The sequence below is a fragment of the Actinosynnema pretiosum genome (genome assembly GCF_024171695.1).
Classification (GTDB): Bacteria; Actinomycetota; Actinomycetes; order Mycobacteriales; family Pseudonocardiaceae; genus Actinosynnema; species Actinosynnema pretiosum.
The window spans coordinates 160,228-184,620 of record NZ_JAMTCF010000017.1 but is presented as its reverse complement, the minus strand read 5'-3'; the positions used below and the strand labels follow the sequence as shown (position 1 = coordinate 184,620).

At 72.2% G+C, this 24,393-nt stretch carries 20 protein-coding genes and 1 pseudogene; 3 read left to right on the top strand and 18 right to left on the bottom strand.

What is annotated here, in order from left to right; all coding sequences use genetic code 11:
* Window positions 1-7: 7 nt before the first annotated feature.
* Together LV78_RS30410 and LV78_RS30405 are read right to left on the bottom strand one after the other, a co-directional pair.
* The gene (locus LV78_RS30410; protein ID WP_253849410.1) at window positions 8-856 is read right to left on the bottom strand and encodes a LacI family DNA-binding transcriptional regulator; all 849 of its coding nucleotides are present in this window, start codon (window positions 854-856) and stop codon (window positions 8-10) included.
* A complete protein-coding gene (locus LV78_RS30405; RefSeq protein WP_253849408.1) occupies window positions 853-3,291 on the bottom strand; it encodes a glycoside hydrolase family 2 protein in 2,439 nt (812 codons plus the stop codon). Before LV78_RS30405 ends, LV78_RS30410 begins: the two co-directional genes overlap by 4 nt.
* Before the next feature lie 117 nt (window positions 3,292-3,408).
* On the opposite strand from LV78_RS30405, the gene LV78_RS30400 reads away from it, so the two are divergent.
* Window positions 3,409-5,532: an alpha-galactosidase gene (locus LV78_RS30400; RefSeq protein WP_253849406.1), complete on the top strand. Its 2,124-nt coding sequence runs from the start codon at window positions 3,409-3,411 to the stop codon at window positions 5,530-5,532.
* Window positions 5,533-5,575: 43 nt separating this feature from the next.
* Here the strand turns inward: LV78_RS30400 and LV78_RS30395 are convergent, their stop codons facing one another.
* The 4 genes and pseudogenes from LV78_RS30395 to LV78_RS30385 all read right to left on the bottom strand — a co-directional run bounded on the left by LV78_RS30395 (window position 5,576) and on the right by LV78_RS30385 (window position 7,671).
* Window positions 5,576-5,746 (bottom strand): hypothetical protein, encoded by a 171-nt coding sequence (locus LV78_RS30395; RefSeq protein WP_253849404.1) that lies wholly within the window; start codon window positions 5,744-5,746, stop codon window positions 5,576-5,578.
* 70 nt (window positions 5,747-5,816) lie between these two features.
* A pseudogene (locus tag LV78_RS42095) lies at window positions 5,817-6,119 on the bottom strand (RloB family protein); the annotation flags it as partial.
* 80 nt (window positions 6,120-6,199) lie between these two features.
* Window positions 6,200-7,399 carry an AAA family ATPase gene (locus tag LV78_RS30390; protein ID WP_253849402.1) on the bottom strand — a complete coding sequence of 400 codons (1,200 nt, stop codon included), beginning with the start codon at window positions 7,397-7,399 and terminating at the stop codon, window positions 6,200-6,202.
* Between the two features lie 92 nt (window positions 7,400-7,491).
* Complete coding sequence (locus LV78_RS30385) at window positions 7,492-7,671, bottom strand: hypothetical protein (protein ID WP_253849400.1); 180 nt, start codon at window positions 7,669-7,671, stop codon at window positions 7,492-7,494.
* 102 nt (window positions 7,672-7,773) lie between these two features.
* Between LV78_RS30385 and LV78_RS30380 the strand changes: the two genes are divergently transcribed.
* Window positions 7,774-8,139 (top strand): VOC family protein, encoded by a 366-nt coding sequence (locus LV78_RS30380; RefSeq protein ID WP_253849398.1) that lies wholly within the window; start codon window positions 7,774-7,776, stop codon window positions 8,137-8,139.
* 4 nt (window positions 8,140-8,143) lie between these two features.
* Here the strand turns inward: LV78_RS30380 and LV78_RS30375 are convergent, their stop codons facing one another.
* The 5 genes from LV78_RS30375 to LV78_RS30355 all read right to left on the bottom strand — a co-directional run bounded on the left by LV78_RS30375 (window position 8,144) and on the right by LV78_RS30355 (window position 13,751).
* Window positions 8,144-8,317 (bottom strand): hypothetical protein, encoded by a 174-nt coding sequence (locus LV78_RS30375; protein ID WP_253849396.1) that lies wholly within the window; start codon window positions 8,315-8,317, stop codon window positions 8,144-8,146.
* Window positions 8,318-8,437: 120 nt separating this feature from the next.
* On the bottom strand, window positions 8,438-9,292 hold the full coding sequence (locus tag LV78_RS30370; protein ID WP_253849395.1) for an ABC transporter ATP-binding protein: 855 nt from the start codon (window positions 9,290-9,292) through the stop codon (window positions 8,438-8,440).
* Entirely contained in the window at window positions 9,289-11,061 is a 1,773-nt protein-coding gene (locus LV78_RS30365) for a dipeptide/oligopeptide/nickel ABC transporter permease/ATP-binding protein (RefSeq protein WP_253849393.1), read from the bottom strand. Before LV78_RS30365 ends, LV78_RS30370 begins: the two co-directional genes overlap by 4 nt.
* Before the next feature lie 13 nt (window positions 11,062-11,074).
* The gene (locus LV78_RS30360; protein ID WP_253849390.1) at window positions 11,075-12,064 is read right to left on the bottom strand and encodes an ABC transporter permease; all 990 of its coding nucleotides are present in this window, start codon (window positions 12,062-12,064) and stop codon (window positions 11,075-11,077) included.
* A gap of 4 nt (window positions 12,065-12,068) precedes the next feature.
* A complete protein-coding gene (locus tag LV78_RS30355; protein ID WP_253849389.1) occupies window positions 12,069-13,751 on the bottom strand; it encodes an ABC transporter substrate-binding protein in 1,683 nt (560 codons plus the stop codon).
* A 178-nt stretch (window positions 13,752-13,929) separates the two neighbouring features.
* Between LV78_RS30355 and LV78_RS30350 the strand changes: the two genes are divergently transcribed.
* Window positions 13,930-15,147 carry an ROK family transcriptional regulator gene (locus LV78_RS30350; protein ID WP_253849387.1) on the top strand — a complete coding sequence of 406 codons (1,218 nt, stop codon included), beginning with the start codon at window positions 13,930-13,932 and terminating at the stop codon, window positions 15,145-15,147.
* 16 nt (window positions 15,148-15,163) lie between these two features.
* On the opposite strand, the gene LV78_RS30345 is transcribed toward LV78_RS30350, so the two are convergent.
* The 7 genes from LV78_RS30345 to LV78_RS30315 form a co-directional block, all read right to left on the bottom strand.
* Window positions 15,164-17,695, bottom strand: a complete 2,532-nt coding sequence (locus LV78_RS30345) for a S8 family peptidase (protein ID WP_253849385.1) — start codon at window positions 17,693-17,695, stop codon at window positions 15,164-15,166.
* Between the two features lie 13 nt (window positions 17,696-17,708).
* The gene (locus LV78_RS30340) at window positions 17,709-18,692 is read right to left on the bottom strand and encodes an AAA family ATPase (RefSeq protein ID WP_253849383.1); all 984 of its coding nucleotides are present in this window, start codon (window positions 18,690-18,692) and stop codon (window positions 17,709-17,711) included.
* A 181-nt stretch (window positions 18,693-18,873) separates the two neighbouring features.
* Complete coding sequence (locus LV78_RS30335; protein WP_253849381.1) at window positions 18,874-19,719, bottom strand: hypothetical protein; 846 nt, start codon at window positions 19,717-19,719, stop codon at window positions 18,874-18,876.
* 60 nt (window positions 19,720-19,779) lie between these two features.
* On the bottom strand, window positions 19,780-21,066 hold the full coding sequence (locus LV78_RS30330) for an NtaA/DmoA family FMN-dependent monooxygenase (protein ID WP_253849379.1): 1,287 nt from the start codon (window positions 21,064-21,066) through the stop codon (window positions 19,780-19,782).
* Complete coding sequence (locus tag LV78_RS30325) at window positions 21,066-22,136, bottom strand: LLM class flavin-dependent oxidoreductase (protein ID WP_253849377.1); 1,071 nt, start codon at window positions 22,134-22,136, stop codon at window positions 21,066-21,068. Before LV78_RS30325 ends, LV78_RS30330 begins: the two co-directional genes overlap by 1 nt.
* A gap of 86 nt (window positions 22,137-22,222) precedes the next feature.
* Window positions 22,223-23,281, bottom strand: coding sequence for an FAD-dependent oxidoreductase (locus LV78_RS30320; protein ID WP_253849375.1), 1,059 nt, complete (start codon window positions 23,279-23,281; stop codon window positions 22,223-22,225).
* A 299-nt stretch (window positions 23,282-23,580) separates the two neighbouring features.
* Complete coding sequence (locus LV78_RS30315; RefSeq protein ID WP_253849373.1) at window positions 23,581-24,366, bottom strand: putative protein N(5)-glutamine methyltransferase; 786 nt, start codon at window positions 24,364-24,366, stop codon at window positions 23,581-23,583.
* Window positions 24,367-24,393: the final 27 nt, after the last annotated feature.

Sequence of the window (24,393 nt, the reverse complement as noted above, 5' to 3'; positions counted from 1 at the left end):
GGTTCTCCTATGCGGGGCTGGCGTTCGTGCTCTCCCTGGCGACCAGGACGGCCGCAGGCGACCAGCGGTCGGCCACCGGGCCGCCCGAGATCAGCTCCAGCACCGACTCGGCGACGGTCTCGCCGAACCGGTGGACGTCGACGCTCATCGTGGTGAGCGCGGGTGTGGCGAGGCGGCACAGGGTCGAGTCGTCCCAGGCGATGATGCCCAGCCCGCCGGGCACGTCGGCGCCGCGCTCCTTGGCCGCGCCCAGGCCCGCGACGGCCATGACGTCGTTGTCGTAGAGGACGGCCGTGGGCGGCTCGTCCAGCTCCAGCAGCGCGGCGGTGAGCTTCGCGCCGGACTCCTCCGAGTAGTCGCCCTCCACCACCAGGGGGGTGATGCCGTGCTCGGCGCAGGCCGCCAGCAGCGCGGCGGTGCGCGCCCGGGTGTGCAGCAGCTCGCCCGGTCCGGTGACGCGGGCGATGGCCCGGTGACCGGCGGCGACCAGGTGCTCCAGCGCGGCCCGGATCGGGGCGGTGTCGTCGGTGCGCACGGCCGGGAGGTCGCCGTCCGGCTCGCCGACCAGCACGGCGGGCAGGCCGACCTCGCGCAGCACGGCGGGGCGGCGGTCGTCCTCGGTGCGGTTGACCACGACCACCGCGTCCACCAGGCCGCGCGCGGCCCACCTGCGGTAGGCGGCGATCTCGGCGTCCTGGGTGGACACCACGTGCAGCAGCACCGACAGCTCGCGCTCGGCCAGCCGCTCCTCGATGCCCGCGATGAACTCCATGAAGAACGGTTCGACGCCGAGCAGGCGGGTCGGCCTGGCGAGCACCAGGCCGACCGCGCCGGTCGTGGCGGGTGTGGCGGTCACCGACCCGCCAGCGCGTTGGACGTGCGCAGCACGCGCGGGTCGGTCAGCGCGGCCGGGTCGAGGTCGGCGGCGGTGGTGACGTGGAAGGCGTGCCGCTCGCCGGGGAGCAGGGTGACGAGCTGGTCGTCGACGCGCGCGTCGGGCGCGGCCTTGTCGACCAGCAGCGCGACGTCGCGGGCGAGCGCGGTGGCGGTGACCTCGACCCGGTAGCCGCCGTCGGCGCGGTGCGCGGTGGCGGTGAGCGGGGCCGGGTCGAGCGCGGCGTCGCGGTCCTCGGCGAACAGGTGCAGCGCGCGCACCCCACCCGCGGTGGCTACCACGACCTCGGCCTCCCGGTTGTCCGCTGCCAGCAGGGAGTCCGGCAGCCGGACCACGGACGTGGAGCGGGCGGCGACCCCGAGCCGCAGTGTAGTCGTCGCCAGCTCGGCCCCGTCGAACGAGATTCGACGGACCACCAGGTCCTCGTCCCACGCCTCGGCGGTGTCGTTGACCGCGACGACGGCGGGCGCCCCGTCGCGCGGCTGGACGGTGAGCAGCCGGGGCGCGAAGGCGTGCTTGAGGGCGTGGAACAGCGGCTTCTCCCGGCCTTCGCCGTCGACGGCGGCCCAGGAGGTGACCGGCCAGCAGTCGTTGAGCTGCCACACGACCGCGCCCGCCGTGCGCGGCCAGTGCGAGCGGAAGTGCTCGACGCCGAACGCGACCGCGCGGGCCTGGTTGAGCTGGGCCGCCCAGTGCCAGTCCTCGAAGGACTCGGGGACCGGCAGGTGCGGCGCCATGCCCCGGTCGAGCTTGCCGTTGCCGTCCTCGGCCTTCTGGTGCAGCAGGAACGCGGGCGAGGAGGGGGTCAGGGGGCCGTCGTCCTCGTGCACCCAGTCGGTGAGGGTGCGCCAGGTGGGCGGGCCCTGGAAGCCGAACTCGGCGCAGAAGCGGGGCGCGTGGTCGCGGTAGTGGGTGTAGTCGACGCGGTTCCACACCTCCCACTCGTGCCGGGTGGCGTGGTCCTGGTCGTTCGGGTGGACCTGGCCGGGGCTGTACGGGCTGCCCGGCGAGTAGGGGCGGGTCGGGTCCAGCTCGGCGACGATCGAGGGCAGCAGCCCGGTGTAGTAGCCGAGGCCCCAGGTGCGCTCGCCCAGCTGCTCCTTCCAGCCCCAGTCCTCGTGGCCCCAGAGGTTCTCGTTGTTGCCGTTCCACAGCGCGAGGGAGGCGTGCGGGGTGAGGCGGGCGACGTTCTCGCGGGCCTCGGCCTCGACCTCGGCGCGCAGCCGCCCCTCCTCGGCGTAGGCGGCGCAGGCGAACGGGAAGTCCTGCCAGACCAGGACGCCGCGCTCGTCGCAGACGTCGTAGAAGTCCTCGGTCTCGTAGATCCCGCCGCCCCAGATCCGCAGCAGGTTGAGGTTGGCGGCGAGGGCCTGGTCGACGCGGCGGGCCAGGCGGTCGCGGGTGATCCGGGTGAGGAAGTGGTCGTCGGGGATCCAGTTGGCGCCCTTGGCGAAGACCCGCTCGCCGTTGACGACGAAGGTGAACGGGGTGCCGTCGGCGTCGGGCTCGGTGTCGACGGTGATGGTGCGGAAGCCGATGCGGCGGGTGAAGGTGTCGCGCTCGTCACCCGACTCGGCGACGACCTCCAGGTCGAGCAGCGGTTGCTCGCCGTAGCCGACCGGCCACCACAGCGGGGCGTCGGGGACCAGGACGGTGAGCACGGCGGTGTCGCCGTCGACGGTGGCGCGCTGCTCGTGGTCGCCGACGCGGGCGGTGAGCAGGCTCGGGGCGTCACCGGCGCGGTCGAGCCGGACGTGCACCTCGACGCGGCCGGTGCCGTCCTGGTCCACGGTCACCAGCGGGCGGACCTCGGCCAGCCGGGCGCCGGTCCAGCGCTCCAGGCGGACCGGCTTCCAGATGCCCGCCGTCTGCAGGTCCGGGCCCCAGTCCCAGCCGAACGAGCAGGCCATCTTGCGGATCGCGTTGAACGGGTGCGGGTAGGCGCGGGGGCGCTCGCCCAGCTCGGCCTCGGCGCGCTCGGCGTGCTCCAGGGCCGAGTCGAACGCCACCACCAGGTCGTTCTCGCCGTCCCTGAGCACGTCGCGGACGTCGAAGCGGTAGCTTCGGTGCATGTTGGCGGTGGAGCCGAGGGGGTGCCCGTTGAGCACGACGGTCGCCGCCGTGTCCAGGCCGTCGAAGGCCAGCTCCACCTTCTCCCCCGCGCGCGCGGCCTCCGAGGTGAGGACCGTCGCGTAGCTCCACCGCGCGCGGTGCGCCCAGGCCAGCTCCGCCTCGTTCCGGTCCAGGTACGGGTCGGGGATCAGCCCGGCGCGCAGGAGGTCCAGGTGGGTGCTCCCCGGCACCTCGGCGGGCACGGTCGCGCCCGCGACGTGCTCGGGCACGGGGCCGCCCACCGCGCGCAACTGCCACCCGTCGTGAACCGTTCGGCGGATCATGAGGTACTCCATTCCCGGCGGTGTGCGGTGTCGCGTGCTGGTGAGCGAAAGCCTGGCGATTCTTACGCCGCCAACTAAAGTAAGTCAACGACGTAACTCGCCAGAGGAGAAACCACAGTGGCGGACCTGAGGCACCTGCGCGCCGCGGGCGTGAGCCTGGTGCTCGACCTGACCGGAGGCACCCTCCCCCGCGTGCTGCACTGGGGCGCGGACCTGGGGCCCGACCCCGACCTGGAGTCGCTGCGGCTGCTGTCGCTGCGCCAGCCCATCGGCAACTCGGTGGACGGGCACGTGGAGGTGTCGGTGCTGCCCGAGCAGTCGGCGGGCTGGCTCGGCACCCCCGGACTCGTCGGGCACCGCGAGGGCGCGGACTTCTCGGTGGCGTTCCGGGTCACCGGGGTGGAGGAAGCGGGCGACGGCGTCGTCGTGCGCGCGGTGGACGAGACCGCAGGGCTGGGCGCGGAGGTGGTCGTCGAGCTGCTGCCGTCCGGCGTGGTGCGGCAGCGCGCGCGGGTGCGCAACCTGGGCGGGTCGGTGTTCACCGTGGACGCGGTGAACCTGGCGCTGCCGGTGCCCGCCGAGGCGGTGGAGCTGCTCGACTTCAGCGGCCACCACCTGCGCGAGCGCGCGCCGCAGCGGACCCGGTTCACCCAGGGCCTGCGGGTGCGGGAGAACCGGACCGGGCGCACCGGCTACGACGCGGCGTACGTGCTGGCGGCGGGCACCGAGGACTTCGCGAACCGGCGCGGCGAGGTGTGGGCGGTGCACACGGCCTGGTCGGGCAACCACCGGACGTTCGCCGAGCGCACGTTCCACGCGGTGTCCCTGCTCGGGTCCGGCGAGCTGCTGCTCGCGGGCGAGGGGCGGCTGGCGGAGGGCGAGGTGTACGAGTCGCCGTGGCAGTACGGCTCGTACGGCGCGGCCGGGCTGGACTCGGTGTCGGCGCGGTTCCACGAGTTCCTGCGCACCCGCCCCGGCCACCCGACCTCGCCGAGGCCGGTCGTGGTGAACACCTGGGAGGCGGTGTACTTCGACCACGACCTGGACCGGCTGAAGGCGCTGGCGGACGCGGCGGCCGAGGTCGGCGGCGAGCGGTTCGTGCTGGACGACGGGTGGTTCGGGTCGCGGCGCGACGACAAGCGCGGCCTCGGCGACTGGTACGTGTCGGACGAGGTGTGGCCGGACGGGCTCGGGCCGATCGTGTCGCACGTGACCGGGCTGGGTATGCAGTTCGGGCTGTGGGTCGAGCCGGAGATGATCAACGAGGACTCGGAGCTCGCGCGGGCCCACCCGGACTGGATCATGGCCACCGGCGGGCGGTTGCCCCGCGCGGCGCGGCACCAGCAGGTGCTGGACCTGACCAAGGCGTACGACTACCTCCTGGAGCGGTTGGACTCGCTGCTGAGCGAGTACGACATCGCGTACCTGAAGTGGGACCACAACCGGGACCTGGTGGAGGCCGGGCACCAGCCCGGCGGTCAGGCCGGGGTGCGGGCGCAGACGCTGGCCGTGTACCGGCTGCTGGACGAGCTGCGGGCGCGGCACCCGGAGGTGGAGATCGAGTCGTGCTCGTCGGGCGGCGGGCGGATCGACCTGGAGATCCTGCAGCGCACGGACCGGGTGTGGACGTCGGACTGCATCGACGCGCTGGAGCGGCAGCGCATCCAGCGGTGGACGAACCTGCTGATCCCGCTGGAGCTGATGGGGTCGCACGTGGGTGACGGGCGGTCGCACACGACGGACCGGCTGCACAAGCTGGACTTCCGGGCGGGGACGGCGCTGTTCGGGCACTTCGGGATCGAGTCGGACTTGACGCGGGTGTCCGCGGAGGACCGGGCTCGGGTGGCGGAGTGGGTGGGGCTGTACAAGTCGCTGCGGGGGTTGCTGCACAGCGGGGTGTCGGTGCACGGGGACCACCCGGACCCGGCGATCGAGGTGCACGGGGTCGTGGCCGGGGACGGGTCGGACGCGGTGTACGCGGTGGTGGCGCACGGGACTTCGGAGATCTACCCGACGGGGGCGGTGCGGCTGCCGGGGTTGGCGGCGGACCGGGAGTACTGGGTGCGGCCGTTGGCGCCCGGGGACGTGCCGGACGGGAACGCGCACCACTGGGGGAACCCGCTGCCTTGGTGGACCCCGGAGGGGGTTCGGGTTGGGGGGCGGGTGTTGGAGGCCATGGGGGTGCAGGCGCCGGTGCTCTACCCGGAGCGGTTGGTGCTGATCCGGGCCACGGCGGTGTGAGTCGGCGGGGCCGCGTCGGGGGTTTCCCCTGGCGCGGCCCCGGTCAGGTGGTGCGGTCCAGCGCTGCGAGGAAGGCAGGCATCCCGGAGGAGGGGTTGTTCTTCGGGAAGGTCTTGCCGTCGCGGTCGTGGCGCTCGTCCAGCTTCCGGGCGCGTTCGGCGGCGGCCTCGCGGTGGGGCAGGTACTTGTCCGCGTTCGATGGATTTCCCCGCACGGCCGTCCAAGCGCTTGCTCAGCCTATCGATCTGAGCAGTGGTGTAGGCGCGGGTGCAGTCCTCGAAGTGGAGCACCAGCCAGGTCTCGAAGCAGGGGTTCGAGACAGCGACCTTGACGCCGCGCTTCTCCGCTAGGGCGAGCGCTTCCTTGAGGTTCGGGTGCGGCTGGGGAGACTCCACGTCGAAGATGCACCAGCACTCGTCGATCTCGGGGTCGTCCACGTAGTTGACCGCTAACTCGACCAGCCTCATCGGGACCACGTGCTCGACATGGATCACCAGATTGAGCGTGATGTTCCCGGATATGTGCGGTAACTGCTTGAGCCCCTTGACGTACTCCGGCTCCGTTATCTTGCCCTCGGTGAAGACCATGATCGTCCGACGTTCGTTTCGGGTTCCCGATGTGCGCTTGAGGGACTTCCCCTGAGTTCTCCGATTTCGACTCACCATGGTCAGCCGATCAGCCCCAGCACTCGCAGGAGTTCCGTCTGGTCGATGTCGGGGAGCGCGCCGAACCGGCCGTGCAGGTAACCGGATTCCAGGTTCTGTGACTTGCGGACCCGTTCACCGGCGAACTCGGCCAGCGGGCCGAGGCGGGTCACGCCGCTCTTCGACTTCTCGGTCAGCCAGACCTCATCGCGGTTGAGGTGGTTCAGGAGGCTGGTGTCGTGTGAGGCGAAGATGAGCTGGGCGCCGAGCGGGTTGGTCGCCGGGTCGTGGAAAAGCTTGATGAGCTGGGCGGACAGCGTGGGGTGCAGGCTGGCGTCCAACTCGTCGAAGAGCATGACGGCACCTGCTTCAAGCACACTGAGAACTGGACCGATGAGCCTGAACCAACTCCTGGTCCCCTCGGACTCCGCTGCGAATTCCAGAGGGACGAGACCCGTTTCGGTCCTGTGCACCAATCGGACGCCCATAAACCGTCCACGAGGTCCAGATTCTTCTTCGATCTGCACGTTCTCGATGCCGAGGTCAGCCAAGCGGAGCATCGCCAGTGCGCGTGAATCATCCCGCTCAAAGAGATCCAGACTGAACGGCGATCCTCCCCGTAGGCGCTCCCAGATGCTTTGCCTTTCCCCCAGCACTCGGGAGCGCACCCGCAGCAGCGCCCGCACGAATCCTACGATTAGCGGATCGTCGTGCCTGCGCGCGACCGACAGCGCCAAGGTCCGGTCCGTGAGCAGTTCTCTGATCCCCGACAGGTGTCCCATCCCGCGCTGGAGCTTGAGCGTTCCCCCTTCGCGCTCGAAGATCCGCCGCCTGCGATTCTCCGGGTAGTGGAAGAGCGCCTCGTACACCACTCGCTCGCGAGTGATCTCCAGCAGGTACTCGTAGCGGACGCCGCCGACCAGGTGTTCCACCTCGAAGGCGGTCGGTTCGGTGTTCCCGTCGAAGGCGAATGGCTCGACGGGGATCTCCTCGTCCCACCTCCGCAGCGAGTGCCGAACCGCATCACAGAGCCAGGAGTAAGCGGAGAGGACGTTCGACTTGCCTGAGGCGTTGGGGCCGTAGAGGGCTGCGACCGTCAGCAGGCTCGCTCCGAGCGATTCCTGCGCACGCGCCTCGGGGCGGTCCTCGTCGATGGCGACCATCGAGAGTTCGGCGGGTTCCGCGATCGAGCGGTGGTTGGACACCTCGAAGCGGATCAGCATGAGGCTGAGCATAGTCACCTGATGACGATCCGACAGCGGCTGAACTGCGTGCAGAGTGTGGTTTTCGTCGGATCGTGTCGAAATCCGGCCCGTCAGCGCCGGGGCGCGGTCAGCGCCAGGACGGTTCCCACGATCAGCGCCGCGATCGCCACCACGTACAGCGCCTCGCCGTCCGCCGCCCAGTGGCCCGCCCGCGCCGTGGGTAGCAGCACCCCCAGCAGCAAGCCGGATAACAGCACCGTCACCCCGAACAACCCCAGCCTTCGGCGCACGGCCCCTCCCCAGTCGGCCCCGACGGCACTTCGGGTACCCGTCGTCCGGCTCGGGTGAACTCCGCCGCGTCACGGGTAGTCGGGAGGATGCACAGGAGCCGGTTGTACGCGATCTTCGTCGACGTGCCCGCCGACCACGCCGGGGCGGCCTCGCGGTTCTGGGCGTCCGCGTTGGGTGGGCGGATCAGGCCGGTGGTCGGGGAGGAGCAGTTCACGGCCATCGACGGGGCCGTGGACGGGATCGCGCTCGACGTTCAGGCCGTGGACGACGCGCCCCGCTACCACGTCGACATCGAGACGGACGACGTCGACGCCGAGGTCCAGCGGTTGACCGGGCTCGGGGCCGAGGAGGTGTCCGTGTGGGAGGGGTGCCACGTGTTGCGGGCGCCCGGTGGGCAGCTGCTGTGCGTGGTTCCGCTGCAGAGCGAGCCCGAGGTGTTCGCGGCGACGGCCCGCGCCTGGGAGTGACCGCTCAGCGCCGCTCGTCGGACGTGCCCAGCATCGTGCCCGCCAGGATCGCCGCCAGGAACACGGTGTAGATCGCGCCGCCGTTCGCCGTCGGTTCGCCCGCGCTCGCGGTCGGCATCAGCACGCCGACCAGGAGCACGCCCAGCACGACCACACCCACGAACAGGCCGCGGTTCACGGCGCCACCTCCGGAAGTCGAATGCACCGGGGGTGCCCGCGAACGGGCGAAGGTGAACTTCCGTCACCTGAACAGCGGGGTCGCGCCCGTCCCACCGCGAGGACGGGCGCGACCAACCCCCTAGGCGACTTCCTCCCACTCACCCGTCACGTGGTCGTAGGCCGCCGCCCTGCCCGCGCGCTCCACCTCAGCCTGGTCGACGGTGAACGCCCTCCCCCGCGCCTCCGGGTTCGGGGCCGCCTCCGCCAGGAGCTTCGTGTACGGGTGCCTCGGAGTCAGGATCACGTCGTCCGCGGGCCCCCGCTCCACCACCTTCCCCTTGTACAGCACCAGGATGTCGTCCGAGAAGTGCCGCGCGGTCGCCAGGTCGTGGGTGATGTACAGGACCGCCAGCGACTCCTCGCGCTGCAACCTCGCCAGCAGGTTCAGCACGCCCAACCGGATCGACACGTCCAGCATCGACACCGGCTCGTCCGCCACCACCACCTTCGCCCCCGGCGCCAGCGCCCGCGCGATCGCCACCCGCTGCCGCTGCCCGCCGGACAGCTCGTGGGGCCGTCGCGACGCCAGCTCACCGGGCAGGCTCACCCGGTCCAACAACGCCCTGACCTGCGCCGAACCGGACGGCAGGCCGTGCAGGCGCAGCGGGCGGACCAGGTGGTGCTCCACGGTGTGGAACGGGTTCAGCGAGGCGAACGGGTCCTGGAACACCATCTGCACGTGGTCCCGGTACTCCCGGTCGGGCACCCGCGCGCCGTCCGCCTCCACCACGATCTCGCCGGACGTCGGCCGCTCCAGCCTCGCGATCATCCGCGCGATCGTCGACTTCCCCGACCCGGACTCGCCGACCAGCGCGACCGTCCGGCCCGGCGTGAGGGTGAACGACACCCGGTCCACCGCCCGCAACCGGCCGCGCCGCCAGCCCGACCGGACGGTGAAGTCCTTCACCAGCTCCCGCGCCTCCAACGTGGTCACGCCGAACTCCCCCCGCTCCGCACGAACGAGCCGCGCTCCCCGGTCAGGCTGGGGAACGAGTCGAGCAGCTGCCTGGTGTACGGGTGCTCCGGCCGCAGGCGCATCCGCTCCGCGTCGGCCAGCTCCACCACCTCGCCGTCCTTCATCACCGCGATCCGGTCCGCGACCTCCAGCAGCAGCGGCAGGTCGTGGGTGATGAGCAGGACCGCGAAGCCGATCTCGTCGCGCAGCCGCAGGATCTCCCGCAGGATCCCCCGCTGCACCACCACGTCCAGCGCCGTGGTCGGCTCGTCCATCACCATGATCTGCGGGTTCAGCAGCAGCGCCATGGCGATCACCACGCGCTGCCGCATCCCGCCGGACAGCTCGTGCGGGTACGAGTCGAGCCGCGCCGGGTCGACGCCGACCAGGCCCAGCACCTCGGCGCACCTGGCACGCCGCTCGGCCTTGGCCATGCCGGGCCGGTGGGTGGTGAGCACGTCGTCGAGCTGCGCGTGGACCGTCGTCACCGGGTTCAGGGCGTTCATCGCGCCCTGGAACACCATCGACAGCTCGGACCAGCGGAACGCCCGCAGCTCCTCCGGCCGCAGCGCCAGCACGTCCTCGTCGCGCTCGCCGTGGAACGTGACCGTGCCGCCGGTGATCTCGGCGGGCGGCCGGTGCAGCCTGCTCACCGCGTACGCGAGCGTGGTCTTGCCGCAGCCGGACTCCCCGGCCAGGCCCAGGATCTCGCCGCGCCGCAGGGTCAGCGACACGTCCCGGACCGCCCGCACCGGCCGCTCGGTCCGGTACTCGACCGACAGCCCCTCCACGGTCAGCACCGCGTCCTCGTCGGCGCGCGGCGCGGGCACGGCGGTGCGCTCGGGCTCCTTCACCCGCAGCGGCACGTCGCGCAGCTTCGGGTTGATGATCTCGTCGATGCTGAAGTTCACCAGCGCGAGCCCGCAGCCGAACAGCGCGATCAGCAGCCCCGGCGGCACGAACCACCACCAGGCCTCCCGCTGGAGCGCGAAGCCGTTCTGCGCGTAGTAGAGCATCGTGCCGAGGGTGGACGAGTTGGACGCGCCCAGCCCCAGGAACGACAGCCCGGCCTCGTTCAGGATCGCCGAGATGACCGTGTACACGAACTGGGAGGCCAGCAGCGGCAGCAGGTTCGGGAGGATCTCCACGGCGATGACCCGCCACGGCTTCTCCCCCGCGACGCGGGCCGCCGCCACGTAGTCCCTGGTGCGCACGGACAGCGTCTGCGCGCGCAGCACCCGCGCCGACGCCGCCCAGCCGGTGATGGCCAGCACCAGGGCGATGGTCCACGCGCCGCGCTGCTCTGCGGGCACGAACGCGGAGATCACGATCACCAGGGGCAGCGTCGGGATCACCAGCATCACGTTGGAGAACAACGAGAACGACTCGTCCACCACGCCGCCGACGTAGGTGCCGACGATGCCGAACAGCGCGGACAGCAGCGTGGCCAGCACGCCGACCGTCAGCCCCAGCTTGAGCGAGCCGCCGGTGGCGTGGGCGAGCTGGGCGAGCACGTCCTGGCCGGTCTGGGTGGTGCCCAGCGGGTGCTCGCCGCCGGGCGGGGTGAGGCCGATGTCGCGGATGGTGGCCGGGTCGCCGGTGAGCAGCGGCCCGATCAGCGCGAACAGGGTGATGGCCCCGATGAGGCCGAGTCCGACCGCCAGCTTCGGCGACCAGCGCGGCAGCATCGAGCGCCAGCCCGCGCGCACCGCGGGTTCCGCGGCGGGCACGGGAGCGAGGGTGGTCATGGGCGCGCTCCTCTCAGCCCTCGGCGCGGGTGCGCGGGTCGACGACGGCGTACAGCAGGTCCACCACGAGGTTCGCGCCGAGCACGGCGATCGTGATGACCAGGAAGATGCCCTGCATGAGGGCGTAGTCGTTGTTCTGCACCGCCTGCAGCAGCTTGGAGCCGATGCCGGGGTAGGAGAACACCTGCTCGGTGATGATCGAGCCGGACACCACGAAGCCCAGCGAGATGGCGAACGCGGCGAACGACGGCAGCACCGCGTTGCGCGCGGCGTACCGGACCATGACCCGAGAGCCCCGCAGACCCTTGGCCTGCGCGGTGAGCACGTAGTCCTCGGCGGTGGTGGAGACCATCATGTTGCGCATCCCCAGCAGCCAGCCGCCGATCGAGGACAGCACGATGGTCAGCGCGGGCAGCGTGCCGTGGTAGATCGCCGAGCCGATGAAGTCGGCGTTCCACCCGGTGTCGAGCACGACGTCGTACCCGCCGATGAGCGGGAACCAGCCGAGCCCGGACGCCAGCAGCGCCACCAGGATCAGCGCGAGCCAGAAGTACGGCACGGCCGCGAGCAGCGTGGTGGCCGGGACGAGCGAGTCCAGCCAGGTGCCGCGCCGCCAGCCGACGAACGCGCCGAGCCCGATGCCGAGCAGGAACGACAGCACCGTGGCCACGCCGACCAGCACGACCGTCCACGGCAGCGCGCCGGAGATGACCTCCGACACGGGCGTGGGGAACGCGCTGACGGACACGCCCAGCTCGCCGCGCGCCAGGTTGCCCAGGTACGCGAAGTACTGCTCCAGCAGGGTTCCCTCGCTGTCGCCGCCGAGCAGCAGCGCGTAGGCGCGGCGGGCCTCGGCGTCGACCTGGCCGCCGCGCTGGGCGAGCTTGGCCATGAGGGTGTCGACGGGGTTGCCCGGCATGAGCCGGGGGATGAAGAAGTTCAGGGTGAGCGCCGCCCAGAGGGCGACCAGGTAGAACCCCAGTTTTCGCGCGTAGTACCGCATCGCGTCACTGACCGGCGGGCTTGAGGGTCCGGTAGATCTCGGAGTTGTCCGGCGCGGACCAGACGGCGAAGAACGCGTACGGGTTGGACTCGTCGGGCCAGCCGGTGAACTTCTTCGCGTTGTACTCGCTGGTGGTCCCGACGGTCAGCAGCGGGATGTAGGGGACGGTCTCCTCGATCCGGGTCTGGATGGCGTCCAGGTGCGGCTGGCGCGCGGCGGTGTCCTTCGGGTCGATGGCCTTGAGGGCGTCGATCGCGGCGTCGATGGCCGGGTCGGAGACGCGGGCGAAGTTCGGGGTCGCGGTCTGGCCGACCGGCGCGGTGGAGGAGGTCGCGAAGAAGTAGCTGTAGAGGTAGAACGGGTCGGCGGCCGGGCCCTGGTAGAGCGAGTCGATGATCAGCTGGTACTTGCCCTGGCCGCGCGCGTCGGCCCACTCGTTCCAGGACGACTGCTGCACGTTGAGCTTGATGCCCGCCTGCTGGAGCTGCTGGGTCATCGTGTCGAGCGCGGTGATGTAGTCGGTCCAGCCCGCGACGACCTTGACGTTGAGGGCGAGCTGCTGGCCGTCCTTGGCGTAGAAGCCGTCGCCGCCCTTGGCGTAGCCCGCGCCTTCGAGGAGCTGCCCGGCCTTGGCGGTGTCGGGCTGCATGGGGGCGGTGCGCTCGGCGAGCTTGCCGGAGATGACGTCGTCGTCGCGGCCGAGGAGGGCGAATCCGGGGGAGATCTCGCTGGCGGTGTTCTCGAACGCGAGCGAGTTCACCTGGGTGCGGTTGAGCGCGTAGTAGACGGCCTTGCGCACCGCAGGGTCGGTCTGCGGGCCCTCGCAGCCCAGGGCGGCGTTGGAGCAGGTCAGCAGCGCGGCCTGGTTCATCGGGGTGGTGTTGGCCTTGTAGCCGGGGTAGTTCTTCTCGACGTTCGCGATGTCCGGGACGGGGCCGGTCTGCCAGTCGACCTGGCCCGCCTTGAGCGCGTCGGCCCCGGCCTGGTTGCCGGACAGCGAGAGGTAGCGGATCTTCTTCACCGCGGGCGCGCCGCTGTGGTAGCCCTCGTTGGCCTTGAGGGTGAAGGCCTGCGCCTTGAACTCGTCGAGCTGGAACGGGCCGGTGCCGACCGGGGACGCGATCACGTCGGTGGCCGGGTCGGAGAGCTGGCCCCACAGGTGCTCGGGGACGATCCAGGTGCGGCCGAGGACCTGCGGGCCGACCAGGTACGAGGGCTCGTCGAAGGTGACCGTGAGGTGCGTGTCGTCGATCGCGGCGGCCTTGCCCTTGTAGCCGACGCTGTTCATGGTCGGGGTCTTGGCGACCATGTCCAGGGTGAAGACGACGTCCTTGGCGGTGAACGGCTTCCCGTCCGTCCAGGTGGCGCCGGAGCGGGTGGTGATGGAGAGGACGGTGCCGTCGGCGTTCCACTCGAAGCTCTCGCCGAGGCGCTTCACGGGGTCGGTGGAGCCGGTGACGTTGTAGAAGAACAGCGGCTCGAAGATCGTGCCGAGGCCCTCGATGCGGGTGGGCGAGTACGGGTTGAAGTTGAGCTGCCAGTCACCCGCCTGACCGGTGTAGACGACGAGGGTGTCGGCGGCCGTCCCGCCGCCGCCCCCGGAACCGCCGCAGCCTGCCGCTGCCAACGCCGCGGCGAGGACCACCGCCGCCAGCCGCCTGCGTGAGCGCTGTGCCTTCAGGAACATCGTTGATTCCTTTCGTGGCTTGCGGCGCGCTAGGTGGCGCGAGCCGCCCGGCTTGGGCAGGATTGTTTAGTCATTGAAGAAACGAAGTCAATACCTGGGCGTCGCGGGACGGTCACCGGGCGGTGGTTCGTTGGTAGCCTTCGGGCGGGTCTTCGGCAGGTTTGGTGGGGTGGGGGGCATGAGCGGACCGGCGCGGGCCACACCGCACGCGAGCAGCAAGGCGACCGTCCTGGACGTGATCAGGGCGGCGGGCGTGATCAGCCGGGTCGGGTTGATCGGGGCGACCGGGTTCACCGGGGCGACCATCTCCACGGTGGTCCGCAAGCTGATCGACGAGGGGCTCGTCGTGGAGACCGGGCGGGCCGAGTCCACCGGCGGCAAGCGGCGGGTGCTGCTCCAGCTGAACCACTCGGCGCGGTACGCGGTCGGCGTGCACCTGGACCACGCGGGCAACACGTACGTGCTGACCAACCTCGGCGGCGCGGTCGTGGCGCGCATCCTGCGACCGGGCGTGGCCGACCCGGCCGCCGTCGTCGGGCAGGTCGCGGACTCGGTGTCGGCGCTGGTGGAGGGCGTGGGGATCGAGCGCGAGCTGGTGCTCGGGGTCGGGGTCGTGTCGCCGGGCGCGCCGGGGGCGCCGGGGGCGGACGTCGAGGGCCTGGTGGGCGAGCTGGGACGCGCGGTCGGGCTGCCGGTGGCGGTGGACAACGACGCGACGGCCGCCGCGCTGGGCGAGCACTGGTCCGGCGGGATCGGCGGGACGGCGACGTCGGCGGCGCTGTGCATGGGGACGCGGCTCGGGGCCGGGCTGGTGATCGGCGGGATCACCTACCGGGGCAACGGCGGCGACGCGGGCGAGATCGGGCACGTGAGCGTGGACGCGCTGGGGCCGGTGTGCTGGTGCGGCGGGCGCGGGTGCCTGGAGGTCATGGCGGGGCCCGCGGCGGTGGTGGCGGAGGCCGGGGAGCTGCCGTCGCTGGCGCGGGAGCTCAAGGGCGGGTCGGTGGCGGCGGACTTCGCGGCCGTGGCGCGCGCGGCCCGGCGGGGCGAGGGCGCGGCGCTGGGGCTGCTGGAGCGGTCGGCGCGGTGCGTGGCGGTGGCGGCGCGGTCGCTGGCGAACCTGATGGACCTGGAGGTGCTGGTGCTGACCGGGCCGGGGTTCGCGGTCGCGGGGTCGGTGTACCTGCCGGTGATCCGGGAGGAGCTGGGGCGGGCGGTGGTGGGGCGCGGGAGCGGCGGGGTGGACGTGCGGCTGTCGCGCTCGGCGTCGACGGCGCCCGCGATCGGCGCGGCGGCGCTGGTGCTCCAGGCGGAGCTGGTGCCGTTGACGCAGGGGTTGCGGTTGCCGGAGAACCTGGCGGCGGCGGAGCCCGCGGCGCTGGCGCCTGGGGTGTGAGGGGCGGGACGGCGGGTCAGGTGGTGATCGGGATCTGGAGCTGCTGGGCGACCGGGGTGTAGATGTCGGTGTCCACGCCGGGGGTCTCGATGGAGACGACGAGGGCGTAGCGGGCTTGGCGCTCCCCTGGGTCGTTCTTCCACCAGCCGCCGACCGGGTAGACCGCGATGATCCCGCGCTGGGCGAGGTCGGAGGCGGTTCCGGTCCAGATGTCGGAGTGGAGGGAGCCCAGGCTGCGGCTGTCCGCACCGATGACCCACTCCCCGGTTTCCTTCACCGAGTCCGGCCGCTCCTCGCCTTCGGCCAGGGCTTGCGCGTTGACGCGCTTGGTGAACTCGTCGCGCGACTCGTTCGACCTGCGCACGTCGAACCGCAAACCGTGCGAGGCGTAGCGGTAGCGCCCCTTCCAACCACGATCGGCCGGGTTGGGCTCGACGTAGTACGAGAGGGTCACCCTGAGCCGCACCTCCGCGCCTCCCAGGTCGAGCAGGGTGTCACCGGGCCAGGGAAGGTCGTGGAAGTGGATGTCCGCGAGCTTCTTGGCCCGGAACGGGGTGATCGTCTCCTCCACGACGAGGGTCAGCGCGTCGCTCGCGCTCCGGGTGGCCCTCGCCAGGCTCGGCACCCCCATCCCGTAGCGGCGCAGCAGGGTGCGCTTGTCCCGCTTGCGGCGCTCGTTGTCCAGGTGGCCGCGCATCACGGGCGTCCACTCGGCCGAGTGGACGATCAGCGCCCGCACCGTCTCCGGCCAGTGGTGGGGGTAGGCGGCCATGATCTGCGCGGCGAGGTGCGCCGCTTGCGCGGTGGCGGCGCTGGTCGCGTTCACCGTGGTCAGCTGACGACCGCTGCCCGGCGTTCCCAGCCGGGGCGGCGCGGCGGTGGTGAGCAGCGCCAGCTCCCCGAGCGGGTGCCGCTCGGTCCCGCCGGGGGATTCCGCGAGGTTGCCCCCTTCCAGCACCACGTCGGGCTTGATGGGCCACTTGTCGCCGAAGGTCACGGAGGTTCGGCTGAACGGGGACAGCTCGCCCCGCTTGACCAGCGGGCTCCAGCCCTCGTAGCCCGCAGACGGGTTCTGCAGGCTGTCGACGTCGGTGAAAGCACCGACGGTCAAGGCGTTCCAGGACTGCGCCGGGTCCTCGATCGGCTCGACGTCGCTCCTGGTCAGGTGGTCATGGCCGTACTCCGGCCTGACGTTCCCGGCCGAGACGACGATCAAGCGGCACGCGTCCGGGTTCGCGGGCTCCAGCAGTTCGAACTTGCCCACCGACTGGTCGATGTCCCGACCGACGATCAGCGCGTCCAAGGAGGCGGACCACGAAGTGGGCCTGCCTCTCAGGGAGTCGTCGATCCGGGCGGATTCGGTGGTGATGGCCATCGCGTAGGCGCGGGACAGCCCTGGCGCGCCGACCTCCACCGCCGAGATCCCGCCTGCGGTGATCGATCCGTAGAGCTCCGGGTCGTTGGCTCCCCTGGGCGGCAGGAGCTTCAAGGACTCCAACCGGTGCTCCAGCTCGATCGGGGAGCCGGTTTCGATCGCCGCGCCCAGGTCTCCGTAGAGGGCGAGTCCGGCCATCTTGGTGCCGTGCCCGCCGTCGTCGGTGACCGCCTGCCAAGCGGGGTCGGCGGCGTGGCAGTCCTGCTCCGCCAGTGAGCGCTCCAGCAGGGGGTGGTTCCGGTGGACACCGGTGTCGATCACGCACACGACCGGGGAACCCGCTGGAGCGGGTATGACCCGATCAGCCAGTTCCTCGACGAACTCCCCCTGCTCGAAGGCTGTCAGTCCGTCCAGGAACTCCGCCCGGTAGCGAGGGCTCCGCAGCTCGGCGATGTCGTCCAGCACCGCTAGCGCCGTCCCCAACTGCTCGACCGTGGCTTCGACCAGCACCACCAGTCTGCTGTCGAAGCCCAAGGCGCGTTCTTTGACCTGGAAGCCGAGCTCCGCCGCGCACGTCGCCAGTCTGGCCAGCTCGTCACCGTCGCGGCGGCGCAACCAGAGCTCCCACCACACCGGACCTTCCTCGCGGGGGAACAACGCGCCGGGATCGGTCCACAGCGCTTCCACCGAGGCCCGCCGGACCTCGCTGATGCGGTCGAGCAGGTTGCGGTGCGCGGGCTCGTCCTCCTCCGCTGCGGCGAGGTAGGCGTCCACGCGCTTGAGGAAGCGGACCATGGCGCCTTCGGGGACGAAAACCGTGGCGACCTGCACCTGGTCGTCTTCGGTCCCCTCGAGCCGCACGGCGCGCAACTCAGGACGCGGCCCGGACGCCTGCGAGTCCAGGCTCTCCAGGGCGAGTTCGATGCCCGGAAAGCTCTCGAACTCCACGTAGGCGCCGGGAACGGCCCCTGGAACGTCGATGGAGACGCGCTCGCGGTGGACCCGCGCCTCGCGCTCGGCCTTGTCAAGACCGGCGCGGATGGCGGTCCCGTGCGCGCGGCGGTTTCCCGGTTTGGGCGGCTTCTCGCTGGAGCCCCCGCCCCTGATGGGCGCGTAGTTGTCGGTCGTGCAGCGTCCGGTGACGATCAGGTGGTTCCTGTCCCGCTGCCCCAACCCCGCACCTCGCCTAGTCCGCGCTCCTCGACCTCCTGAGCCTCAGGGCGTCGCGCAGGGTGGCGGTGGTGACCGTTCCGCTCCCGACCAGGATCGCGTCCTTGGCGGCGAGTTCGGCAGCGGCGGTGATCTCCCCCTGGCTCAGTCCTGCGGCGGCCTCGCCGATCTCTCCCCAGATCAGGTCGGCCATGTCCACGGTGGCGAGGCGGTTCTCGATGACCTCGCGCGCCACCGCAGCGTCGGGCAGAGAATATTCGATCACCGCGTCGAAGCGGCGAAAGATCGCCCGATCGAGTAGTTGCGGGTGGTTTGTCGCAGCCACCAGGAGGCTGTCCGAGTGGTGCGCCTCCAGGAATTGCAGGAATGAGTTGAGCACCCGCCGGATCTCGCCCACGTCATTCCCGTGCGCGCGCTCACCCGCGAGCGCGTCGACCTCGTCGAAGAGGTAGACGCCCCTGGTCTCGGCCAGCGCGTCGAAGACGAGTCGCAGCTTCGCCGCGGTCTCCCCCATGAACTTCGTGATCAGGCCGTCCAACCTGATCACGAACAGCGGCAGCCTCAGCTCTCCCGCCAGCACGTGGGCGGTCATGGTCTTGCCGGTGCCGGGAACGCCGGTGAGCAGGAGCTTGCGCACCGGGTGGAAGCCGTGGGAGCGCAGCCGATCAGCTTGGCGCTGCTCCAGGAGCACGCGCTCCAAGCGCTGCCGGACCTGCGGGTCCAGGGACATGTCGCTCAGCAGCGCCTCGGGGTAGCTGACGGTGAGCAACTGGGCCAGCTCACCCCTGGGACGCGCCACCGCGACCGGGCCGACGCGGGGGGCCGATCCGGACGACCGCTTCCGCAGGCCGTCCACCAGAGCTTTCAGGTCTTGGGCGAAACGGCCGTGACCGTTGCGCGCGGCGCCTGCGGCCACCTGGAGCGCCACGGAGTAGAAGCGGGTGTCGTCGCCTTCGGCGTGGCTCTTGACCAGTGCTTTCACCTGGTCCGCGGTAGCCATCCGATCACCCCCTGTTTAACCTGCGCGACAGCAGAAACTATATAGCTTGAAAATAAAACGCCGCTGGTCACACATTAAGTTACACACTCAGAGTGGAGTGACGTGCATCAAGTCACCTGCGGCTGACGCCGAGCCACCGGCAGGACCAACCGCACGACGTGATCAACAGGTGGATCGGGGTTCAGCGCGTCCAGGCCGCGGCCCAGTGGACGTACTGGCGCCTGCGCTGGATCAGGTCCGCGTACAGCGCCGCGTCGGACACCGGCAGCACCACGACCTGGCCGGTGACGGTGGTGACGCGCACGACCGGGCCGGGGGTGGTGTCCAGGGTCGTGCCGTCGGGGAGGGTGAGGAGCGGCGTCGGCGTGGGCTGGTCGGCCGGGGTCACGTCGTGGATCTGGTCCAGGGGCAGCGTCGCCTTCGCGCCCGGCCTCGGGTCCCACCAGCGGCTCGCGCGGTGGGCGGACCAGGTGATGGCGCGGTCGGTCAGGTGGAGCGCGCCGTCGATCCTCGGTTCCACGTGGGTCGTGCGCAGCGGCACGGTCAGGGGGTAGCCGGTCGAGCCCAGTTCGGGGGCGGGCATCGCGGTCAGGGACTGTGACAGCGAGTGGGCCACGATCAGGACGAAGAGCAGGGAGACGACGACGCTGAGCAGGGTGTGCGCGCCGACCTCCGCCAGGCCGACCGCGTTCACGGCGCTCACGGCGACGGGGAGCACGCCGAGCAGCAGGATCGTCGCGAGCGTGATCAGGGCGGCCGGGACCCAGAGGTCGGGGCGGCGGTGGCCCCGGACGCGCAGCCAGGCGCCCAGCACCACGGGGACGACCAGTGCGACCGCGAACGCGAGCAGGAACCAGGTGCTCCCGGTGTCGCGGCCGTGCAGGGAGAGCGAGAACATCTGGATCAGCAACCCCAGGTGGCCGAGGATCGCGGCCCCGCCCAAAAAGGGAACGGCCCGCATTCGCCGCTGGACCAGGTCGGCCACCGGACCGCTGGGGTAGAGCGGCGACTTGGACGTGAGACCCATGATCATCAGATTAGCCGCCGCCCGCCTCGCGCGTTTCCCCTTTCCGCGCAACAGGTCCGCTCAGCCCAGCGGCTTCAACCCCAGGTGCTCGCGCAGGGTCGTGCCCGCGTACTCCGACCGGAAGACCCCGCGCTCCTGGAGCAGCGGGACTACCCGGTCGACGAACTCGTCGAACCCTCCGGGCGTGATGTGCGGGACCAGCACGAAGCCGTCGGCCGCGTCCTGCTGCACCAGGTCGTTGATCGACGTCGCCACGGTCTCCGGCGATCCGACGAAGGTCTGCTCGGCGGTCACCTCGATCATCAGCTCCCGCACCGACAACCCGCGCGCCCGCGACAGCTCGCGCCACTCCCGCGCGGTCGCCAGCGGGTCCCGGTACATGCGCACGCTGGCCCGGCCCGGTGCGATGGTGCCTCCGTCGACCACCGGGTCGTCCTGCGGCAGCGGGCCGTCCGGGTCCAGGTCGGACAGGTCGCGGTTCCAGACGTGCTCCAGCAGCTTGATCGCCGTCTGCGGGCTGACCTGCTGGGCCCGCACCTCGCGCGCCCGCTCGCGCGCCTCGGCGTCGCTGTCGCCGAGCACGAACGTCGCGGCGGGCAGGATCACCAGGTCCTCGGGGGCCCTGCCGTGCGCGGGCAGGCGGCCCTTCACGTCGGCGTAGAACGCCTTGCCCGCCTCCGCTCCCGCGTGCCTGCTGAAGATCGCGTCGGCCTTGGCGGCGGCGAAGTCCCTGCCCTCCGGGGAGTCACCGGCCTGGATGATCACCGGCCTGCCCTGGGGCGTGCGCGGCAGGCCGAAGCGGCCCTCGACGTCGAAGTGCTCGTCGCGCACGGCGAACGCGCCGCCTTCGCGCCAGGAGTCGAACAGCACCGAGGCGGCGTCCAGGAAGCTGCGGGCCCGCTCGTAGCGCTGCTCCTTCGGCAGGAACCCGCCGCGCCGGAAGTTCTCACCGGTGAACGCGTCCCACGAGGTCACCACGTTCCACGCGGCCCTGCCGTCGGACAGGTGGTCCAGGGTGGCGAACTGGCGGGCCACCTCGTAGGGCTCGTTGAACGTGGAGTTGATGGTGCCCGCGAGCCCGATCCGGTCGGTGACGGCGGCGAGCGCGGCGAGCACGGTGAACGTGTCGGGCCTGCCGACGACGTCCAGGTCGTAGATCTGCCCGCCCTGCTCGCGCAGCCGCAGCCCCTCGGCCAGGAACAGGAAGTCGAACCGGCCGCGCTCGGCGGTGCGGGCGAAGTGCCGGAAGGACTCGAAGTCGATGTGGCTGCCCGCCGCCGGGTCGCTCCACACGGTGGTGTTGTTGACGCCGGGGAAGTGGGCGGCCAGCCGGATCTGCTTCACCATCAGGCACCCCTGGGAGCTGCGTAGCGGTTGGCGGGACGGGGCAGGTCGAGCAGGCCGCGCAGGGTGGTCGCGGGGCCCGGCTCGGCGGGGACGAGGCCCCTGCGGCGCAGCTCGGGCACCAGCTCGCCGGTGATGGCGGCCAGGTCCCGCGGCAGCCGCGCGGGGCGCAGGCGCAGGCCGAACGCGCCCGCCTCGTGCCACTCCTGCGCCAGGTCGGCCAGTTCGGCCGGACCGCCGGTGTGCACGTGCGCGTCGGAGGTCAGCTCGCGGTCGTCGTGGAAGGCGACGACGACGTCGGCGAAGTGCCGCGCTCCCCCGACCTCCGCGCCGGTGCGGCGCACGTCGGCCGCGTCGCGCGGGGTGGTGAACACCAGGTCGGCGGACTCGCGGGCCAGCCGGTGGGGGCGCTCCTCGTCGTGGGCCAGCACGGCGATCGGCGGGTTGCCCTGCGGCGGGCGCGGGGTGATCGACGGGCCCTTCACGGCGAAGTGCCCGCCCCGGAAGTCGACGTGGTGGAGCTTGTCCCGGTCGACGAACCGGCCGGTGGCGACGTCGCGGATCTCGGCGTCGTCCTCCCAGCTGTCCCACAGCCTGCGCAGCACCTCGGCGTAGTCACGGGCCTCGGCGAACAGGTCGGCCACGACCGCGTCGTCGGGACGCCCGGACGCGGGCAGCGGGGGCAGGTCGCGGCGGCCGAAGTGGCGGGCGGTGGCGGGGTCGGCGTCGACCCGCAGGCGCACGCCCGCCCGGCCGAGGCTGACGTGGTCCAGGGTCGCGATGGCCTTGGACAGGTGGAACGGCTCGGTGTGCGTGGTGATGGCGGTCGGGATCAGGCCGACGCGGCTGGTCAGCGGGGCGACGCGGGCCGCGACGAGCACCGCGTCCAGCTGGTTCGGCCGGTGCCCGAGGGTGTCCTCGAACGTGACGAGGTCGATCCCGCCGCGCTCAGCCGCCAGCACCAGGTCGGTCCAGTGGCGGGCGGACAGCGGGGCCGCGTCGGGGCTGTCACCGCCGTCCGGGTGCCACCCCGTCCCGTCCAGTGCCACCGCCAGGCGCAGTTCGGTTCCCATGCGCCGGATTCTGGTTCAGGGCAACGGTTTCCGGCAGGGGCGACCAGTGGGTGGGACGTGCGCCGGGGCGGTCGGCGGAACCGGGGTCAGTCGGGAACAGGCAGCGCGAACCGGGTGTTCGGGCGCGCGCCCGCGAGGACCAGGTCGGCCAGGACCTCGCCGATCGCGGGGGTGAACTTGAAGCCGTGGCCGGAGAAGCCCGCGGCGACGGTGAGGTTGCCCGCGCGGTCGAGGACGAAGTCCGAGGTGGGGGTGGTGGTGTAGGTGCAGCTGATCGGGGCGGCGCGGTCGGGGTCGGCGCCGGGGAGCCAGGCGCGGGCGTAGTCGCGGAGCGCGGCGAGGCGGGTCGGTTCGGGGGTGCGGTCGCGGTGGTCGGGGTCGGTCTCGGGGCCGCCGCCGTGGAATCCGGCCTTGACGCCCTCGCCGGGGGTGAGCAGGCCGTAGACCGTGTCCGCGCCCCGGTGGTGGATGAACGACGGCCAGTTCGCGGAGGTGGTGGCGAAGTGGGCGGGCTGCTCCTCGGTGACGCGCAGGGGCGGCAGGGGCAGGTGCGGTTCGAGGAGCCGCCTGGTCCAGGCGCCGACCGCGACGACGGCCTGGCGGGCGCGGTAGGTGGCGCGCCCGGTGGTGACGGTGACGCCGTCCGCGTCGTGCTCCAGGCGCAGGGCGGGTTCGCCGTGGTGGACGGTCGCGCCGTGGGCCTTCGCGGCGGACTGGAGGGTGTGGACGGTCAGGTCGGCGTTGAGCCTGCCCGCGCGGGGGTGGAACAGGACCGGGCCGTCGAAGCGCAGGTCGGGCCAGCGCTCGGTGGCCTCGCGCGGGTCGAGCGGGGTGGCGGGGACGCCCTCGGCGGTGAGGGCGGCCTGGATGCCGGTGAGGTCGCCGTGGTCGACGCCGCCGGTCTCCTGGAAGACCTCGGGGCCCAGTTCGCGCCACAGCGGGAGGGCGCGGGCCGCGAGGCGGACGTAGAGCGGGTCGGCGTAGGCGAGGCGGAAGATCCGGGACGCGCCGTGCGAGGCGCCCTCGGTGTGACCGGGGACGAAGCGCTCCAGCAGGAGCACGTCGGTCCCGCGCAGGGCCAGTTGCCAGGTCGCCGCGGACCCCATCGCACCGCCACCGACCACCACGACGTCCACGTCGACCATGGGGTGAGGATCGCCGGGGCGGGGGGTGGTTGTCGAGCGGGTCCCACGCCTCGGATCGGGGAGGACGGGGGTGGTGGGCGGGACGGGCGGGGGTGCGGCGGGCGGGGGTGCGGTGGACGGGCGGGCGGTTGTGTGGGCGCACCGGGCACAGGGGCGTGAGCGGGCGGGCGGGGATGTGACGCGCGGGCGGGTACGAACGGGCGGGGATGTGGCGCGCGGGTAGGTGCGAACGGGCGAGGGATGTGGCGCGCGGGTGGGTGCCGAGCGGGCGGGGTGTGGCGCGCGGGTGCGTGGCTCGGTCAGCGGGTGGCGACGACGGACGCGCCGCCCGCGTCCGGGTCGGGCTCGACGCGTGCGGTGAGGCCCGCCGCGCGCACGGCGGCGACGGCGGCGTCCGCCTGGGCCTCGCCGATCTCGAACAGCAGCGCGCCGCGCTCGGCCAGCCAGTCCGGCGCGCCCGCCGCGACCCTGCGCAGCACGTCGAGCCCGTCCGCGCCGCCGTCGAGCGCGGTGCGCGGCTCGTGGTCCCTGGCCTCGGGGGGCATGAGGCCGATCGCGCCGGTGGGCACGTACGGGGCGTTGGCGAGCAGCACGTCGACCCGGCCGCGCAGGTCGGCGGGGAGCGGGTCGTAGAGGTCGCCGCAGTGGACGCGGTGCGGGTCGGGCAGGTTGTGGCGGGCGCACTCGGCGGCGGCCGGGTCGAGGTCGGCGGCGGTGACGCGCGCGCCGGGAAGCCGGTGGGCGAGGGCCGCGCCGAGCGCCCCCGAGCCGCAGCACACATCGAGGACGACGGGTGCGGGCGGGGCGAGGGCGGCGGCCAGGTCAACCAGGCGCTCGGTGCGGCGGCGGGGGACGAACACGCCGGGGGCGACGGTGATCCGCAGGCCGCAGAACTCGGCCCAGCCGAGCAGGTGCTCCAGGGGGTCGCCCGCCGCGCGGCGGGTGACCAGGGCGTCCAGGGCGGCGGGGTCGGCGGCGGCGTCGAGGAGGAGGTCGGCCTCGTCCTCGGCGAACACGCACCCGGCCGCGCGCAGGCGGTCCACGACGGTGGTGCGCAGGGGTCCGGTGAAGCGGGTGGGGTGCATGGGGCGCCTTTCCGGGGTGGTTGCCGG

Excerpts from the sequence above, each read along its gene's own strand:
- LV78_RS30360 (WP_253849390.1), bottom strand. The coding sequence starts at position 12,064 with ATGCGGTACTACGCGCGAAAACTGGGGTTCTACCTGGTCGCCCTCTGG.
- LV78_RS30405 (WP_253849408.1), bottom strand. The coding sequence starts at position 3,291 with ATGATCCGCCGAACGGTTCACGACGGGTGGCAGTTGCGCGCGGTGGGC.
- LV78_RS30340 (WP_253849383.1), bottom strand. The coding sequence starts at position 18,692 with ATGGCTACCGCGGACCAGGTGAAAGCACTGGTCAAGAGCCACGCCGAA.
- LV78_RS30390 (WP_253849402.1), bottom strand. The coding sequence starts at position 7,399 with ATGCTGATCCGCTTCGAGGTGTCCAACCACCGCTCGATCGCGGAACCC.
- LV78_RS30315 (WP_253849373.1), bottom strand. The coding sequence starts at position 24,366 with ATGCACCCCACCCGCTTCACCGGACCCCTGCGCACCACCGTCGTGGAC.
- LV78_RS30320 (WP_253849375.1), bottom strand. The coding sequence starts at position 23,281 with ATGGTCGACGTGGACGTCGTGGTGGTCGGTGGCGGTGCGATGGGGTCC.
- LV78_RS30350 (WP_253849387.1), top strand. The coding sequence starts at position 13,930 with ATGAGCGGACCGGCGCGGGCCACACCGCACGCGAGCAGCAAGGCGACC.
- LV78_RS30355 (WP_253849389.1), bottom strand. The coding sequence starts at position 13,751 with ATGTTCCTGAAGGCACAGCGCTCACGCAGGCGGCTGGCGGCGGTGGTC.
- LV78_RS30325 (WP_253849377.1), bottom strand. The coding sequence starts at position 22,136 with ATGGGAACCGAACTGCGCCTGGCGGTGGCACTGGACGGGACGGGGTGG.
- LV78_RS30365 (WP_253849393.1), bottom strand. The coding sequence starts at position 11,061 with ATGACCACCCTCGCTCCCGTGCCCGCCGCGGAACCCGCGGTGCGCGCG.
- LV78_RS30335 (WP_253849381.1), bottom strand. The coding sequence starts at position 19,719 with ATGGGTCTCACGTCCAAGTCGCCGCTCTACCCCAGCGGTCCGGTGGCC.
- LV78_RS30330 (WP_253849379.1), bottom strand. The coding sequence starts at position 21,066 with ATGGTGAAGCAGATCCGGCTGGCCGCCCACTTCCCCGGCGTCAACAAC.